General features: G+C 68.6%; 13 protein-coding genes. 8 read left to right on the top strand and 5 right to left on the bottom strand.

What is annotated here, in order from left to right:
* Positions 1-5: 5 nt before the first annotated feature.
* From AC3A5T_RS13220 to AC3A5T_RS13205, 4 genes are read right to left on the bottom strand one after another with little or no spacing between them, the layout of a single operon-like run.
* The gene (locus tag AC3A5T_RS13220; RefSeq protein ID WP_487628960.1) at positions 6-1,016 is read right to left on the bottom strand and encodes a Csu type fimbrial protein; all 1,011 of its coding nucleotides are present in this window, start codon (positions 1,014-1,016) and stop codon (positions 6-8) included.
* Positions 1,013-3,349 (bottom strand): fimbria/pilus outer membrane usher protein, encoded by a 2,337-nt coding sequence (locus AC3A5T_RS13215; protein ID WP_487628959.1) that lies wholly within the window; start codon positions 3,347-3,349, stop codon positions 1,013-1,015. Before AC3A5T_RS13215 ends, AC3A5T_RS13220 begins: the two co-directional genes overlap by 4 nt.
* Before the next feature lie 10 nt (positions 3,350-3,359).
* The gene (locus tag AC3A5T_RS13210) at positions 3,360-4,097 is read right to left on the bottom strand and encodes a fimbrial biogenesis chaperone (protein WP_487628958.1); all 738 of its coding nucleotides are present in this window, start codon (positions 4,095-4,097) and stop codon (positions 3,360-3,362) included.
* A gap of 1 nt (position 4,098) precedes the next feature.
* Positions 4,099-4,602 carry a Csu type fimbrial protein gene (locus tag AC3A5T_RS13205; protein WP_487628957.1) on the bottom strand — a complete coding sequence of 168 codons (504 nt, stop codon included), beginning with the start codon at positions 4,600-4,602 and terminating at the stop codon, positions 4,099-4,101.
* A gap of 213 nt (positions 4,603-4,815) precedes the next feature.
* Between AC3A5T_RS13205 and map the strand changes: the two genes are divergently transcribed.
* The 7 genes from map (at position 4,816) to trxC (ending at position 12,122) form a co-directional block, all read left to right on the top strand.
* Positions 4,816-5,598, top strand: a complete 783-nt coding sequence (gene map, locus AC3A5T_RS13200) for a type I methionyl aminopeptidase (RefSeq protein ID WP_332077663.1) — start codon at positions 4,816-4,818, stop codon at positions 5,596-5,598.
* 49 nt (positions 5,599-5,647) lie between these two features.
* Positions 5,648-8,215, top strand: coding sequence for a [protein-PII] uridylyltransferase (glnD, locus tag AC3A5T_RS13195; protein ID WP_487628982.1), 2,568 nt, complete (start codon positions 5,648-5,650; stop codon positions 8,213-8,215).
* A 29-nt stretch (positions 8,216-8,244) separates the two neighbouring features.
* Positions 8,245-9,078 (top strand): 2,3,4,5-tetrahydropyridine-2,6-dicarboxylate N-succinyltransferase, encoded by an 834-nt coding sequence (gene dapD / locus AC3A5T_RS13190; protein ID WP_487628956.1) that lies wholly within the window; start codon positions 8,245-8,247, stop codon positions 9,076-9,078.
* A 26-nt stretch (positions 9,079-9,104) separates the two neighbouring features.
* The gene (locus AC3A5T_RS13185) at positions 9,105-9,959 is read left to right on the top strand and encodes a hypothetical protein (protein ID WP_487628955.1); all 855 of its coding nucleotides are present in this window, start codon (positions 9,105-9,107) and stop codon (positions 9,957-9,959) included.
* Positions 9,960-9,999: 40 nt separating this feature from the next.
* A complete protein-coding gene (locus tag AC3A5T_RS13180; RefSeq protein ID WP_487628954.1) occupies positions 10,000-10,356 on the top strand; it encodes an arsenate reductase in 357 nt (118 codons plus the stop codon).
* 136 nt (positions 10,357-10,492) lie between these two features.
* The gene (gene dapE / locus AC3A5T_RS13175; protein WP_487628953.1) at positions 10,493-11,629 is read left to right on the top strand and encodes a succinyl-diaminopimelate desuccinylase; all 1,137 of its coding nucleotides are present in this window, start codon (positions 10,493-10,495) and stop codon (positions 11,627-11,629) included.
* 58 nt (positions 11,630-11,687) lie between these two features.
* Positions 11,688-12,122, top strand: coding sequence for a thioredoxin TrxC (gene trxC, locus AC3A5T_RS13170; protein ID WP_487628952.1), 435 nt, complete (start codon positions 11,688-11,690; stop codon positions 12,120-12,122).
* Positions 12,123-12,131: 9 nt separating this feature from the next.
* Here trxC and AC3A5T_RS13165 read toward each other — a convergent pair whose 3' ends face one another.
* Positions 12,132-13,535: a GntP family permease gene (locus tag AC3A5T_RS13165; protein ID WP_487628951.1), complete on the bottom strand. Its 1,404-nt coding sequence runs from the start codon at positions 13,533-13,535 to the stop codon at positions 12,132-12,134.
* Positions 13,536-13,704: 169 nt separating this feature from the next.
* Here AC3A5T_RS13165 and AC3A5T_RS13160 point away from each other — a divergent pair, with 169 nt between their 5' ends.
* Positions 13,705-15,963 carry a TonB-dependent receptor gene (locus tag AC3A5T_RS13160; protein ID WP_487628950.1) on the top strand — a complete coding sequence of 753 codons (2,259 nt, stop codon included), beginning with the start codon at positions 13,705-13,707 and terminating at the stop codon, positions 15,961-15,963.
* Positions 15,964-16,016: the final 53 nt, after the last annotated feature.

Here is a 16,016-nt window from a genome sequence, read left to right as displayed (position 1 = left end):
GGCGCTCAGTACGTGATCGTGACCTGGATGGTGTCCTGGTAGGTGCCGGCCGGCACGGTCTGATTGCCCGGTACGCGCCCGTAGATCTGCAGAGACTGGTTCAGCCCGGTGCCGGTGCCGGTCATACCGCCGGTTCCCGCGGTCGCCCCCCAGCGCTGGGTCCGGGCCGGATCGTTGTAGAGCTCGTAGGTCACGTAACTCGTACCGGCTGTGCCCAGCCGCATGCGTCGCGTGGTGCCAGAGGCGTGCGTGCCGTTGTCGAGACCCACGGTCCAGGCGGTGCGTCCGGTGCAGTTGAAATGCAGGGTCGCCGCTTGGTCGACGCCGGCCGCCACGCGACCGGGGACCGTGCCGAAGGCCAGTGGCGTGACGCTGGTGACCGTGCACCGGTTGGGCACGGGCGCGGACACGGCGAACGGGAACGTCACGCTGCCACCCCCGCTGCCGCCGCTGATGCACGATGCCGGATAGTTCACCACGCCCAGCACCGGCTCGCTGTAGCGGTAGTCCAGGCGGGTGTCGGCCCCGGCGAACTGGCTGCTGTAGCTGCCGGCCGCCAGTGCAGGCTGCGCCGGTACCCGGCCATGCATCGAAACCGACGTCGAATAGGTGGCGCCCAGCAGCAGCACCAGGTACTCGAAGTCCACGTTCCGGGGGGTTGGCGCGGTCGAGGCCGCGCTGTCTCCCCAGATCTGCGCGCGCGCGGGGTCACGGTAGATCTGGAACTGCAGCGGATCGCCGGCCACGCTGCTCATGCGCCTGGGCGTGAGCTGTCCAGCGCCGGCGCTGCCGGCGCCGATGTTGAGACACATGCGCACGCGGACCGTGGACAGCAGCGCCACGCCCAGGGTCTGGCAACCCACCGTCACCGTGCCGTCCACGTCCACTGCTGCGTTGCCGGCGACGGCGCCGAAGGCCAGCGGCGTCGCCGAGGCAGCGCAGACGGTCGCGGCACCGGCGCCCATGGGCGCAGAGGCCAGGCACACCAGTGCGAGCAGATGTGATGCGCCCCTCATGGCGTCGACACCGCGATACAGCGCACCGTCGTCGGCTGCCCGGCCGCAGCGTCGGGTCGAGCAGGGACCACGACCATGCAGCGGCTGTCGTCCGCGAGCAGGATCCACAGCCGCGTTCCGGCGGCGATGTCCTCGACGTAGACCTCGCCGTCGTATCCCACCACGCCCGGTGTCCCGGGCGGCGGGTCCTCGATCCGGCTGCCCGCAGGCACCGTATGGCCGTCGTCGTCGCGCAGCATCAGGCGCATGGCATGCACCCGGCGGACCTCAAAGCCCACCCGCACACCCGCGCCCTGTGCCGGTGTCGCCAGCCGGGCGGCACTGGTCACGCGGATGTCGGCGGGCAGATCCATGGGATCGATCGAGAGCCGGTTGTGCTGCCAGGCATTGAGCGGCGTCACCAGCAACAGGCCGCGCGCGTCGGTGGCGCCGATCACGCGGTTCTCGAGCGCGACGGGAACGCCCGCATGTCCGCCGGTGGAGACCACGGCGAAGGCATCGTTGATCGCGCGTGCGGCGAACCAGCCACCGCCCATGCCCACCACGCTGCCTGTCGCCTGGGCGTAGCCGAAGCGGGAATCGCCCAGTTGCGAGAGACCGCCGCCGATCCGCCCGCGGCGTCCCAGCCAGGCGCCTTCGGCCAAACCGCCGGACAGGCGTCCCGCGCGCGCCTGCATGCGCCAGCCGGCACCGCCGTCGCCGGGCACCGGTTGTGCGACGTCGGCGACGACGCTGTCTCCCCCCGCGTCGCGCTGCCAAGACAGCGCGGCCTGGCGCCGCGCGTCGCGGCCGAGCGGGATCGTCAGGCCGATGAACGCGCTGCGATCGCGCCCGCCGTCCAGCCCCTGATTGACCGACGCATTCGCATACCAGCCGTTGTCGAAGCCGTGATTCCAGTAGAGACCGGCGTAACGGTTGCGCTCCGGTGTAACCGGTGACGCCGCTGCGGTCGGCTCGGGGATCGACTGGTCGAGCTGGACCCAGGTCACGCCGAAGCTGCCGGCGACGGAATTGATCCCGGCGACCGCGCGATCGCTTCGGCGCGGCGGCAGCGGACCATGGCGCGCAGCGACGTCCCGGTAGTCGCCGTGCGTGCGCCGTGTGTCGAGGGCGAACTGATAGCGCGAATCGTTCCACGACCAGCCCATCGCGACCTGGCCCCCGGCGCCGCCATCGCTCCGGCTGCGCGCGTAGGCCAGATTGAACACGCCCGCCATGTCGGCGAGCCAGGCCACGCCCGCGCCGGCGACGGCAAGTCCTTCGGTCGCTTCGGCGTGTGTCTCCAACGTCAAGGCGTTGCTGACGCCGTAACGCAGACTGGCGCTGCCGACGGGGTCGTCCGCGTACGCGAACGACTCCAGGCCGTAGCGTTCGCGCACCCAGCCCAGGCTCAGCGACCAGTCGCTGAGTCCTGCGGCGAGAAGGCGCTGCGTCGCGTAGAACGGAAAATCGAGCGTGCTGACGCGTCCGAAGGCGTCGGTCACCACCACCTGCGCCTGGCCTGCGCCGGTGATGCCGGGCACGGGGGCAAGCTGGAACGGGCCGGGCGGTGTGCTGCCGGTGTATTGCCGCAAGCCGTTGACGTACAGCTCCACCTCCGACGGTACGGCCGCCTCGCCGAGGAATTCGGGAAGTGGCATCGTCACGCGGTAGGGCTGCAGTGCGAAGTTCCGTCCGATCTGGATGCCGCCGATACGCACCGGGCGCGTCCAGTCCAGGAAGCCGGTGAACACGTCGCCTGCGACGATCGAGACCGCCGCATCCGGGAACGACCAGTGCACGCGGCTGTCGAGACGGACGCTCTCGTGCCGGCGCGTACCGCCATCGGCGCGATACGCCCGCGCGAAACCGGTGTTGGAAACGATCGCGCGCCCGAGACCGAAGATCCGCAGTTCGCCGAACCCTGTGGCGTTCCAGCCCCCGTCGCCGTCGCTGGCGTAGAGGTCGTAGTTGAGCAGCACGCCCGGTGTGCGATCGGTGACCACTGCCGCATCGTGCCCCGGGGCGCCCAGCGCGGTGGACGGCAGGGCCAGCACGTCGAGCGGCGCATCGATCCGTACCGACTGCGAGGCCGGGTCGTAGCGCACCTGCACACCGGCGATGGCCTCGAGCGCGATGCGCGAGCCGAAGTTCGCGCCATCGACCGCGAACCCCATGCGTTGCAGGGTCTGCGGCGATGCATGCAGTCGACCCTCGATCTGCTCGAACGTCAGCAGCCCATCGAGATCGACCTCGTTGAGCCGGACCGCCAGGTACAGCGCGCCGTTCGGCGGCCGGCTGGCGTCGATGTCGGGGATCGGCGCGGCGCGCGCAAGCGACAGCGTGGCGGCCATGACGAGCGCGCTAGCGATCCGGAAGCAGCGAACGGACATCCGGCTCGCCATTGATCCTCGCCTGGATGTCGGCGTGCGGACCCGAGCGCGCGTCCGCCGGCAATGCCCAGCTGCGCCGACGACCCGGCAACACGTAGCCCGCCAGACCCGCAGCGATCATCCGGCGTCCGTCGGGGCCCGCATGCGTCAGGTCGGCAATTTGGGCGTGCGCGGTGCCGACATTCTCGAGTTCCAGCACGCGACCGGCGCCGTCGTGCGTCAGACGCGCGTGCAGCACCGGCATCGTCTGCGCAGGGGGCGCGACGAAGACCGGGATCGAATAGCGGAGCACGAAGCTCAAGCCCATCCGCACGTCGGACGCGGGCGGCGGCCCCGGAATCTCGTCGACGATTACCCGGTAGCTGCGTTCGATCGCCTCCGGCGGGTCGGCAAGGCGCACGATGCGCACCAGTTGCTCGGCGCCGGGCGCGATCTCCAGCATCGCCGGGCTGATCGCGAGGTCTTCCGTGGGGTCGAGGTGATCCTCGCCCGCATTCTGGTCCCAGGCGAACACCCGCACCTGCGCGACCAGCGGGCGCGCACCGCTGTTGCGCAACGTCAGACCATCGGCGCCCTTGTCGGCGGCGATGATGACCATGGTCGGCGCGACCTGGAGGTCCGCGGCGCACAGCGGCATCGACACCGCCAGCAGCACCGCCGCCAGCGCCAGGACGCCGCGGCGGCGACACGCATCGGCGAGGCGCGACACGTCAATAGGTGATCGTCGCGGTGACCGTGTCGGTGTAGCTGGTCGCAGGGAAGTTGGCGCTCGGCACGCGTCCGAAGACCGCGATCTGCTGGACCGCGCCGTTGCCGGTGCCGGCGACGGTGTCGGTGCCGGGCGTCTGTCCCCACACCGTGGTGCGGGCCGCGTTCTGGTAGAGCTGGTAGGGCACGAGCGTGCCGGCCACGCTGGCCATGGCGCGGGACGCGATGCCGCCACCGCCGGCGTGCAGGCCCGGACTGAGGGCGATCGTGTAACCGGTGTTGGGTGTGCAGTTGACGTTCAACTGGCCGGCCGCATCGATATTGGTGGCGGTCGACGGCTGCGAACCGAACGCGACATTCGTGGCCGCTGGTGTGTTGATGGTGCAGGCCGCGGTGATGGTCAGGGTCACGTCGAACGTCGTGGTCGCCGACTGGGCTGCGGCGGGCAGGGTGAAGCAGGACGCGGCGACGAAGCCGAGGGCGGCGAGCAGGTGGATCTGACGCATTCGATTCTCCGGAGATGGGCGGGCGGTTCCGGGCCGGCACCTCCACGCCGGGAAAGTCTCGCAACTTGCGCGCATCCCGGTCAGTGACCCGCGTTGTTCCGCATCGCTTTTCAGATTCGTCTCAGCGCGTCACGAGGTGGGCCATCGCCGCAGATCCGACCCGCGATCGGGCTTCTGCGGGCGGGCGGAGGGGTTTTCGGCGATAATGGCGGCATGAGTATCCACACCAAGACGCCCGAAGAAATCGAGAAGATGCGCGTGGCCGGCCGGCTGGCCGCCGAGGTGCTGCAGATCGTCGCCCCGCATGTGAAGCCGGGCGTGACCACCGAGGAACTGGACCGCATCTGCTACGACCACATCATTCGGGTGCAGGGCGCGATTCCGGCCAACGTCGGCTACAAGGGTTATCCCAAGACGACGTGCATCTCGGCCAACAACGTCATCTGCCACGGCATTCCGAACGACGGCAAGGTCCTCAAGGACGGCGACATCATCAATATCGATGTCACCGTGATCAAGGACGGCTGGCACGGTGATACCAGCCGCATGTACTTCGTCGGCACGCCGTCGGTGATGGCGCGGCGCCTGGTCGAGGTGACGCGCGAGGCGATGTGGCGCGGTATCCGTGAGGTGAAGCCGGGCGCGACGCTGGGCGATGTCGGGCACGCGATCCAGAAGTACGCCGAGGCCGAGCGTTTCAGTGTGGTGCGCGAGTACTGCGGCCACGGCATCGGAAAGGTCTACCACGACGAACCCCAGGTGCTGCATTACGGCACGCCGGGCGCCGGTGTCGTGCTCAAGGAAGGCATGACCTTCACGATCGAGCCGATGATCAACGAGGGCACGCGCTTCACCAAGGTGCTGCCCGACGGCTGGACCGTCGTCACCAAGGACCGGAAGCTGTCCGCGCAGTGGGAGCACACGGTCGCGGTCACCGCCGACGGCGTGGACGTGCTGACCCGCATCCCCGGCGACGACAACGACGCCTTTCTCTGACGTGGGCGAGCGCACCGCCCCCCAGGTCCCCGGCGCCGACGGCGACGACATGGCATGGGTGGCGGAGGCGCGTGCCGCGCTCGCCGCCCACGACGCGCGTCTGGCACAGGGCTTCGACGCGGGGCAGCACATCGACCGTCTGCTCGCCGCGCGCGCCAATGCCGTCGACGGCTGGGTGCGCAAGGCCTGGGCGCGCTGCATTCCCGGCGATGCGCCGCTGGCGCTGTTCGCGGTCGGCGGTTACGGCCGCGGCGAACTGTTTCCGCATTCCGACATCGACCTGCTTGTCATCGCGACCTCCGAGGCGCAGGCCGAACATGCCGAAGCCCTGGGTCGCATGCTCGCGCTGTTATGGGATTTCGGCCTGCCGGTCGGCCACGCGGTGCGGAGCTTCGAGGAGTGCACGCGCGCCGCCGAGGACGTGACCGTGCTGACCGCGCTGCTGGAAGCGCGGCCGCTGCTGGCCAACATCGGCGAGGTGCGCGCGCTGATGGACGCGATCGCCGATACGAAGGTCTGGCCGGCGGACGATTTCTTCCACGCCAAGCGCCGCGAACTCGAGATGCGCCACGCGCGCTTCGGCGACACGGCCGACAACCTCGAACCCAACATCAAGGACGGCCCGGGCGGCCTGCGTGACGTGCACAACCTGCGCTGGATGGCGCGGCGCGTGCTGGGCGTCTACGGCACCGAGGAACTGATCGCGCTGGGCCAGCTCGGCGTCGACGAACACGCGACGCTCGAGCGCGAACGGCGCACCCTGTCGCGGCTGCGCTTCGGACTGCATCTGGTGGCTGGAAAAGCCGAAGAACGTCTGCGGTTCGACTACCAGAAAGCACTGGCGGCGCGACTGCATCACGTCGAGGCGGCGGACAATCCGCTGGTCGAAAAGATGATGCAGGAGTTCTACCGCAGCGCGTCGGTGGTCCAGCGCATCAGCGAACGCATGCTGCAGCGTTTCGAGGAACAGATCGAAGGCGAGGGCACGCTGCAGCCGCTCGATGCCGAGTTCGGCAGCCAGCGCGGTTATCTCGTCGCGCGCGACGACGTGTGGCCGGGCGGTGATATCGCCCGCGTGTTCGACCTGTTCGCGATGTGGGCCGATCACCAGGAGCTGCGCGGCCTGCATTCGCAGACGGCGCGTGCGCTGGCCGAATCGCTGCATGCGCTGCCGTCGTGGCGCACCGCGTCGACCGGGCTGCGCGAGCAGTTCCTCGGCCTGCTGCGCGGTCCGATTCCGGTGCGTACACTCGAACGCATGGCGCGTCTGGGCGTGCTGGGCGTGTGGATTCCCGAGTTCGCGAACGTCACCGGGCGGATGCAGTTCGACCTGTTCCACGTCTACACGGTCGACCAGCACACGCTCGCGGTGCTGCGCAACATCGCCAGTTTCGCGTCGGAGGCGCCGGACGAGCGTTTTTCCAGCGCGCACGAAGTCTGGCCGCAGCTGCGCAAACCGGAGCTGCTGCTCATCGCCGGCCTGTTCCACGACATTGCCAAAGGCCGCGGCGGCGACCATTCGGAACTCGGCGCGGTGGATGCGCGCGAATTCTGCGAAGGCCATGGCCTCGGCGAGACCGACACCGCACTCGTGGAATGGCTCGTCAAGCGCCATCTGCTGATGTCGACCAGCGCGCAGAAACTCGACATCTCCGATCCGGCGGTGATCCACAAGTTCGCGGCCGAGGTCGCGGATCGCGAGCGCCTGGACTATCTCTATCTGCTGACCTGCGCCGACATCGCCGGCACCTCGCCGAAGCTGTGGAACGCATGGAAGGACCGCCTGCTGACCGATCTGCGCAGCGCGACGCGGCTGGCGCTGCGGCGCGGGCTGGAGAATCCGGTGGCCGCCGTCGAGCGCATCGCCGAGGCGCGTGATCGCGCACGTGGTCTGCTGTCGGCGCACGGCGTCGAGGACACCGAAGCCGATGCGCTGTTCACCCGCATTCCGCAGGAGAGCTTCCTGCGCGGCCGTGCCGATCAGGTGGTCTGGCAGGCGCTGGGCCTGCGCGACACCGTCGACGGCGATGTCGTCGTGCGCGTGCGCCGGCTCGCCGCAGGCGCGCAGGCGCTGGAAGTCTTCGTGCATTCGCCCGATCGCGACGGTCTGTTCTCGGCGATCGTCATCACGCTCGATCGCCTCGGCCTGGTGATCCAGCAGGCGCGCGCGCTGGACGGGCCGGGCGGTACGATCTTCGACGTGTTCCAGGTGCTGCCGGCGGATACGCGGCAGAGCCTCGAACTCGCCTCGATCGAGCGCAAGCTCACGACGGTGCTGACCGGGTCGCTGGATCTGCGCCCCGCACGTCGCGCGCAGCCGCGACATCTGCGCCATTTCCGCGTGCCGCCGCGTATCGAATTCAATGCCAGCGCCGATGGCCGGCACACCGTCTTCAGCCTCGTCTGCACCGATCGTCCCGGCCTGCTGGCCGATGTCGCCCACGAGCTGCGCCAGCATGGCGTGCGCGTGCACGACGCGCGGGTGGCGACGTTCGGCGAACGCGTCGAGGACGTGTTCCGGCTCAGCGACAGCGCCGGGCGCCTGCTCGACGACGACGCGCAGGACGCCTTGCGCACCGCACTGCTCGCCTCGATCGACGGCGACGTGGCACGATAACGCCCCGTTTTTCCCCACGAAGTCCCGTCATGACCCAAGCCCTGCAGACCACCATCGAAGATGCGTTCGCGCGTCGCGCCGAACTGACCGCCGCCGAGATCGGTGACGCCGTCAAACCGGCCGTCGAACAGGCGATGCAGGGCCTGGAGTCGGGCGAACTGCGCGTCGCCCAACCCGATGGCAACGGCGGCTGGCAGGTCAACGAGTGGCTGAAGAAAGCGGTGCTGCTGTATTTCCGCACCAACGACATGGCCGTCGTCGATGCGCAGCCGGCGCCGTTCTGGGACAAGGTCGAGCCGCGCTTCGCCGGCTACGACGCAGCGAAGTTCAAGGCCGCCGGCGTGCGCGTGGTGCCAGGTGCGGCCGTGCGTCGTGGCACCTACTTCGGCCGCGACGTCGTGCTGATGCCGAGCTTCGTCAACATCGGCGCGTATGTCGGCGAAGGCACGATGGTCGACACCTGGGCGACCGTCGGCTCCTGCGCGCAGATCGGCAAGCACGTGCACCTCTCGGGCGGCGCCGGCATCGGCGGCGTGCTGGAACCGCTGCAGGCCAGCCCCACGATCATCGAAGACCACTGCTTCATCGGTGCGCGTTCGGAAGTCGTCGAAGGCGTCGTCGTCGGCCACCACAGCGTGATCGGCATGGGCGTGTTCCTCGGCCAGTCGACCCGCATCTACAACCGCGCGACCGGCGAAGTCAGCTACGGCTACGTGCCGCCGGGCAGCGTCGTCGTCTCCGGCCAGCTGCCGTCGCAGGACGGCTCGCATTCGCTGTACTGCGCGGTGATCGTCAAGCAGGTCGACGAGAAGACCCGCAGCAAGACCAGCGTCAACGACCTGCTGCGCGGTCTGGCGGACTGAGTTCCGGCGTGCCTCGCGCGACTGCCGTGTCGCTGTCCGCGCTGGCGCGCTATCGCCATCCCGGCCGTGGCGCACGCTGGCTGGAAGCATTGGTTGGCCACGCACGCTGGACGGAGCTGCGCCGCCGCGTCTGCACCGTCCTGCCGGTGCCTCGCTTGCGCAGCGACGTGGTGGATGTGGCCTACGTCACATGGTGGGTGGACGTGACAGCGATGCCGACGCCGCCGTCGGGAACACGCTACTGGCAGCACGCGGGACGCACGCCATTCACGGTGCTGACCTATCGACACGGGCATTTCGGTCCTGCTTCGGCGGGCCTGTTTCGACGCGGCTTTCCGTCTCCCCTGCAAAGCAACTGGCGCGGCTACTTGCTGGCCGACGACACACCCGTCAATGCGGCACCGACGGTGCTGTTCGCGACGAACGTGATGGACAGCGTGTTGCACGTAATCGGCGCGCGCCTGTGCAGCGATGCGATGCAGCCGGAGCTGGCGGCTAGGTTTCGGCACGACTGGCGCGGCAGCGTGCTCGAGACGCGCATCGATCCAGGCGGCGGCGCGGCGCCGGCGCTGCACACCTGTCTGCGCGCTGTCGATTCGCCGCCACCCGCAGACGCCGACTGGTGGCGCGGCGCCTTCGCCGGCCGCGAGGCCGCGCTCCGGTTCCTCGCGTGCCAGGACACGGCGCTCGCCGTGGCGCCCGACGGCCGCGTGGCCTGGACCCGTATCTCGCTGCCGGTCGACGAGGCAACGCTTGAGCCCCTGGAGGCCTTGCGGATCGAATGCGAATGGGTCGGTGAGCTGGGCGGTGACGTGGGGCATGCGCTCTGTTTTCGGCTACCACGGGTTCGCTTCGAGGTCGTCTCGGAACTGCTGCTGTGAGATTCTGCGCATTCTTCCGATACTCCACGATGGCACGCGCATGACGACGTTGTACGGATTGAAGAACTGCGATACATGCAAGAAGGCGACGAAGTGGCTCGACCGCTTCGGCGTCGCGCACACGTTCGTCGATTACCGCGATGCCAAGCCGACGCCGGAGACGCTGGTCGAGTGGGCCGGCAAGCTCGGCGGATTCGAGGCGATCGTCAACAAGTCCTCGACGACCTGGCGGCAGCTGCCGGACAACCGCAAGGCCGCGGCCAGTGATGCGGAGTGGAAGCTGTTGCTGCGCGAGTATCCGCAGCTGATCCGGCGTCCGCTGGTGGTGACCGATGACGGCGAGGTCAGCCAGGGTTTCAGCGACAACGGCTTCAAGAAGCGCTTCGGTATCGACTGAGTACCTTGGTGGGAGCGCGCTTGCGCGCGATGACGCGTTCCCGGTCGAGCCGCATCGCGCGCCCCCCCGAAAGGGGATGCGAGCACAAGCGCGCTTCCATATTTCCGATTTCTCGTGACTTCAGGTGTGTCCCCCCATGTCAGCTGTTCTCGATCTCACCCGTGACCTGATCGCACGCAAATCGGTCACGCCCGACGATGCCGGCTGCCAGGCGCTGATCGCCGCGCGCCTGCAGGCCGCAGGCTTCGCGATCGAGTCGATGCGCCATGGCGAGGTCGACAATCTCTGGGCCACGCACGGGCAGGGCGCGCCGGTGCTGGTGCTGCTGGGCCACACCGATGTCGTGCCGAGCGGGCCGGTCGAGGCGTGGATGTCTGATCCGTTCGCGCCCGAGATCCGCGAAGGTGTGCTGTACGGCCGTGGCGCAGCGGACATGAAGAGTGGCGTCGCCGCCTTCGTCATCGCGGCCGAGCGCTTCGTCGGTGCGCATCCTAATCACACCGGCACGCTCGCGCTGCTGCTGACCTCGGACGAGGAGGGCGATGCGATCGACGGCGTGCGTCGCGTCGCGCGCACGTTCGAAGAGCGCGGCACGCGCATCGACTGGTGCATCACCGGCGAGCCGTCGTCGACGTCGACGCTGGGCGATCTGCTGCGCGTCGGCCGGCGCGGCAGCCTGTCGGCGACGCTGACGGTGCGCGGCGTGCAGGGGCACGTGGCGTACCCGGACAAGGCGCGCAATCCGATCCACGACGTGGCGCCGGCGCTGGCCGAACTGGTCGCGCGGCGCTGGGATGGCGGCTTCGAATCCTTTCCGCCGACCAGCCTGCAGATCAGCAACATCGCCGCCGGCACCGGTGCGACGAACGTCATTCCCGGCACCGCGACCGTGCAGTTCAACCTGCGCTACACGCCGCACTGGGATGCGCCGAAGCTGGAAGCCGAGATCGCGGCACTGCTCGATCGCCATGCACTCGACTACACGCTGGCCTGGCATCGCAGCGGCGAACCGTTCTACACGCCCGAAGGCCCGCTGCGCGCGGCGGCGCGCGAGGTGCTGACGACGTTCGCCGGCGCACCGCCCGAGGAAAGCACCGGCGGCGGCACCTCGGATGCGCGCTTCATCGCGCCGCTGGGCGCGCAGTGCATCGAGATCGGGCCGGTCAACGCGAGCATCCATCAGGTCGACGAGCACATCCGCGTCGCCGATCTCGAAGCGCTGCCCGATCTCTACGAGGCGCTGATCGCGCGCCTGCTGCCGGGCGCTGGCTGACACCTTAGTCCGCGTGTCCACGCGCGCGCGTGCACGCTGCACAGGAAGGGAGCACACCATGACCGATTCCGCCATCGTCGCCTGTCCGCAATGCCACACCCGCAACCGCGTGCCGCATGCGCGGCTGGCGGATGCGCCGACCTGCGGCAAGTGCCAAGCCGCCTTGTTGCCGGCACACCCGATCACCTTGACCGCGGGCACATTCGACGCGCACGCACTGCAGTCGGATCTGCCGCTGCTGGTCGATTTCTGGGCGCCGTGGTGCGGGCCGTGCCTGTCGATGGCGCCTGCGTTCGAGCAGGCCGCCGCGCAGCTCGCGCCGCGGATCGTGCTGGCCAAGGTCGATACCGAGGCCGAACCGGTGCTCGGCGGCCGATTCCATATCCGCAGCATCCCGACGCTGGTGCTGTTCGCCGGCGGTCGCGAGATCGCGCGTCAGTCCGGCGCACTGCCCTTACAGGCAATCCTGCAGTTCGCGCGCCAGCGACGCTGACGCGGACCTTCAGACCCAGCCGGTCGCGTAGAACAGGCCGATGATCACGAACACCGCGAGGGTCTTGATCAGCGTGATCGCGAAGATGTCCTTGTAGGCCTGGCGATGGGTCAGGCCGGTCACGGCGAGCAGGGTGATCACCGCGCCGTTGTGCGGCAGCGTGTCCATGCCGCCGGACGCCATCGACGCGACGCGGTGCAGGACTTCCATCGGAATACCGGCCGCGTTCGCATTGGCGATGAAGGTCTCCGACATCGCCGCGAGCGCGATGCCCATGCCGCCCGAGGCCGAGCCGGTGATGCCGGCGAGCGCGGTCACGGTGACGGCTTCATTTACCAGCGGATCGGAAATCGTGCCGAGCCCGCGTGTCACCAGCAGGAAGCCCGGCAGCGCGGCGATGACGGCGCCGAAGCCGTATTCGGATGCGGTGTTCATCGAGGCCAGCAACGCACCGTTGATCGCGGTCTTGGTGCCCTCGGCGAAGCTGGTCAGCACCGGCTTCCAGGCGAATGCCAGCACGGTGAGGATGCCGACCAGCAACGCGCCCTGGACGGCCCAGATCGCCGCGATCCGCGAGACTTCCTGCACGACCGGTGCGGGGTCGCCGATCACGCTCGGGAGGAAACTGTGGCTCTCGCCATAGAAGGTCGGAATCCAGCGGGTGAACACGATGTTGCTCACGCCGACCAGCACCAGCGGCAGCAGCGCGATCAGGGGGTTGGCGAGCGTGCCGCCGGCGAACGGCGCGGGTTCGTTGAGCAGGGTCGCCGGATCACCGTAGCCTTCTCCGGCACGCAGCGCCGCGCGGCGGCGCCATTCGAGATACATCATGCCGATGGCGAGGATGAAGACGCCGCCGATCGTGCCCAGCACAGGCGCCGCCCAGGCGTCGGTGCCGAAGAACGAGGTCGGGATGATGTTCTGGATCTGTGGCGTGCCGGGCAGGGCATCCATGGTGAAGGTGAAGGCGCCGAGGGCGATCGTGCCCGGGATCAGGCGCTTGGGAATGTCGCTCTGGCGGAACAGCTCGGAGGCGAAGGGGTACACCGCGAACACCACGACGAACAGCGACACGCCGCCGTAGGTCAGCAGCGCGCAGACCACGACGATCGACAGCATCGCCTGCTTCGGCCCGAACAGCCGGATGGTCGCGGCGACGATCGATTTCGAGAAACCCGACAGTTCGATGACCTTGCCGAACACCGCACCGAGCAGGAACACCGGGAAATACAGCTTCAGGAAGCCGACCATCTTGTCCATGAAGAGGCCGGTGAACATCGGCGCGACCAGCGTGGGGTCGGTCAGCAGCACCGCGCCGAGTGCGGCGATCGGCGCGAACAGGATCACGCTGTAGCCGCGGTAGGCGACCACCATCAGGAACACCAGCGCGCCCAGTACGATCAGAAAGTCCATGTCGCCCCACACCACCCGCGGCCCGCGGGCCAGATGGGGCGCAGTGTCGGCGTGGCCGCGCACCGGCGGCCATTGTCCGAAGGTACGATGCCGCGCGCCGCCGTCACTCCCTAGTCTTGCGTTCGGGCGGCACCGTGCCGCACACATGCGACCCGTGGGAGGGGACACAATGAAGCGCAACACCATCCGGCATACCGCCCTGAGTCTGGCCGTCGGTTTCGGCCTGTCCGTGCCTGCGGTCCATGCGCAGCAGGCCGCCGAACCGGCGCCGCAGGCGCAGACCGGCAGTTCCGCCACGACGCTGGATGCGATCACCGTCACCGCGCGCCGCCGCAGCGAATCGATCCAGGACGTGCCGGTCGCGGTCAGCGCCTTCGGCGAGGAACAGCTGAAAGACCTGCAGGCCAACAACATCGACGGCCTGCAGGGCGCCGTGCCCAACCTCAACATCGTGCAGGGCCGCGGTTCGGCCAACAGCGTCAACGCCTTCATCCGCGGCATCGGCCAGCCCGACGCGTTGCAGACCTTCGATCCGGGCGTGGGCCTGTACGTCGACGACGTCTACTACTCGCGCATCAACGGCGCTTTGTTCTCGCTGTTCGACGTCCAGCAGGTCGAAGTGCTGCGCGGCCCGCAGGGCACGCTGTACGGCAAGAATTCGACCGGCGGCGCGATCAAGGTCACGACCAAGAATCCCTTCGACGACAGCGGCGGCGCGGTCGAACTCACCGGCGGCGACCATGGCCGTGCCGAAGGCCGCTTCTACGTTTCCGGCAAGCTCAGCGACACCGTCGCGGCCAGCTTCGCCGGCGCGTGGCTCAACCACGACGGCTTCATCCGTGACCGCGTGAGCGGCAAGCACTACAACGACGACGACACCCGCGCGCTCCGCGCCAAGATCGCGTTCCAGCCCACCGACGACTTCCGCGCGACGCTGTCGATCGACCACACGAAGCAGGACGCCGCGCTTTCGCTGGGCCAGCCCACCGCGCCGCTGCGCCGCACCGATCTCGTGCTGGGCCCGGTTACGCTGTTGCCGGCGCCGACAGGGGAGTTCGATTTCACCGCGCGCACCTCCTTCCGTCCGGACCAGGGTCAGGAGCTGAAGCACTCGGGCGTGTCGCTGGCGGCAGAATGGGATCTGAGCGATGCGCTGCTGTTCAAGAGCATCACCTCGTACCGCGAGCTGGAGACGCATTCCTTCATCGACATCGACGCCTCCGAATTCGAACTCGGCGACGTGCTGGTCGCGCTGGACCAGAACCAGTTCAGCCAGGAATTCCAGCTGCAGTACGACAACGGCCGCAACCTGCAGACCACGTTCGGCGCGTACTACATGAAGGAGGACGTGCCGTCCTACCAGGAGGCCTACGCCGACGATCTCTTCTCGTTCGCCGGTACGCGCGTGCCGTTCCTGCGCACGATCGCCGACGATCTGAGCACCGAGAGCATCGCCGCATTCGCGCACGCGAACTGGGAGTTCGTGCCGACCTGGACGCTCGCCGCCGGCCTGCGCTGGACGCGCGACACCAAGGACTACGACCGCAGCACCAGCACGTTCTGGGGCGCACCGCTCAGCGCGCTCAACGAGACCGTCGCCTTCAGCGCGAAGAAGAGCTGGACCGCGTGGACGCCGTCGGTGAGCCTGCAGAAGGCGTTCTCCGACAATCTGATGGGCTACGTGTCGGCGAACCGCGGCTTCAAGGCGGGCGGCTTCAACGGCCGCGCCAATTCGCGCGCCGATGCAGCGGCGCCGGACTTCGATCCGGAATTCGTCTGGACCTACGAAGTGGGCATGAAAGGCAGTTCGTCGGACAACCGCCTGCGCGGCAGCGTCGCGGCGTTCTGGAGCGAGTACAAGGATTTCCAGGCGCGCGTGTCGCAGGATGTCGGCACGTTCCCGGTGCTCAATGCCGCCGAGCTCGAGATCAAGGGCATCGAGTTCGAAGGCAGCGCGCTGCTGGGCGAGACCACGACGTTGAGTGCGCAGGTCGGCTACCTCGATGCGCAGTACAAGTCCTTCGAGGATTTCCGTCTCGACCCCGCGTATCCGGGCTTCGATCCGAACGTCAACCACGATCACGTGCCGTTCTCGCCGGAGTGGACCGCGCGCGTGGCCCTGCAGCACGGCTTCCCGCTCGCCAACGGCGGCCAGGTCAGCGTGGGCGGCGACGTGTCGTACCGCAGCGACACCTGGCTGTCGGTCGACAACCGCGCCAACCTCAGCCAGGACGCGTACACCCTGGTCGGCGCCTACGGCGTGTGGGATTCGCCGCAGTACGTGTGGCAGGTCCGCGCCGGCGTGCGCAACCTGACCGACAAGACCTACAAGGTCGAAGGCCAGGAGTTCGCCAGCGTGGGCAACATCCAGACCGCGTACTACGGCTGGCCGCGCAACTGGTACGTGTCGGTGCGCTACAACTTCTGACGCGTCGCGGTTCCGACGTGATCGATGGAAGCGGAGGCCGCCTGCGGGCGGCC

The sequence above is a fragment of the Luteimonas sp. Soil_C_16 genome, assembly GCF_057657295.1.
This window is presented reverse-complemented; position numbering and strand designations above follow the sequence as displayed.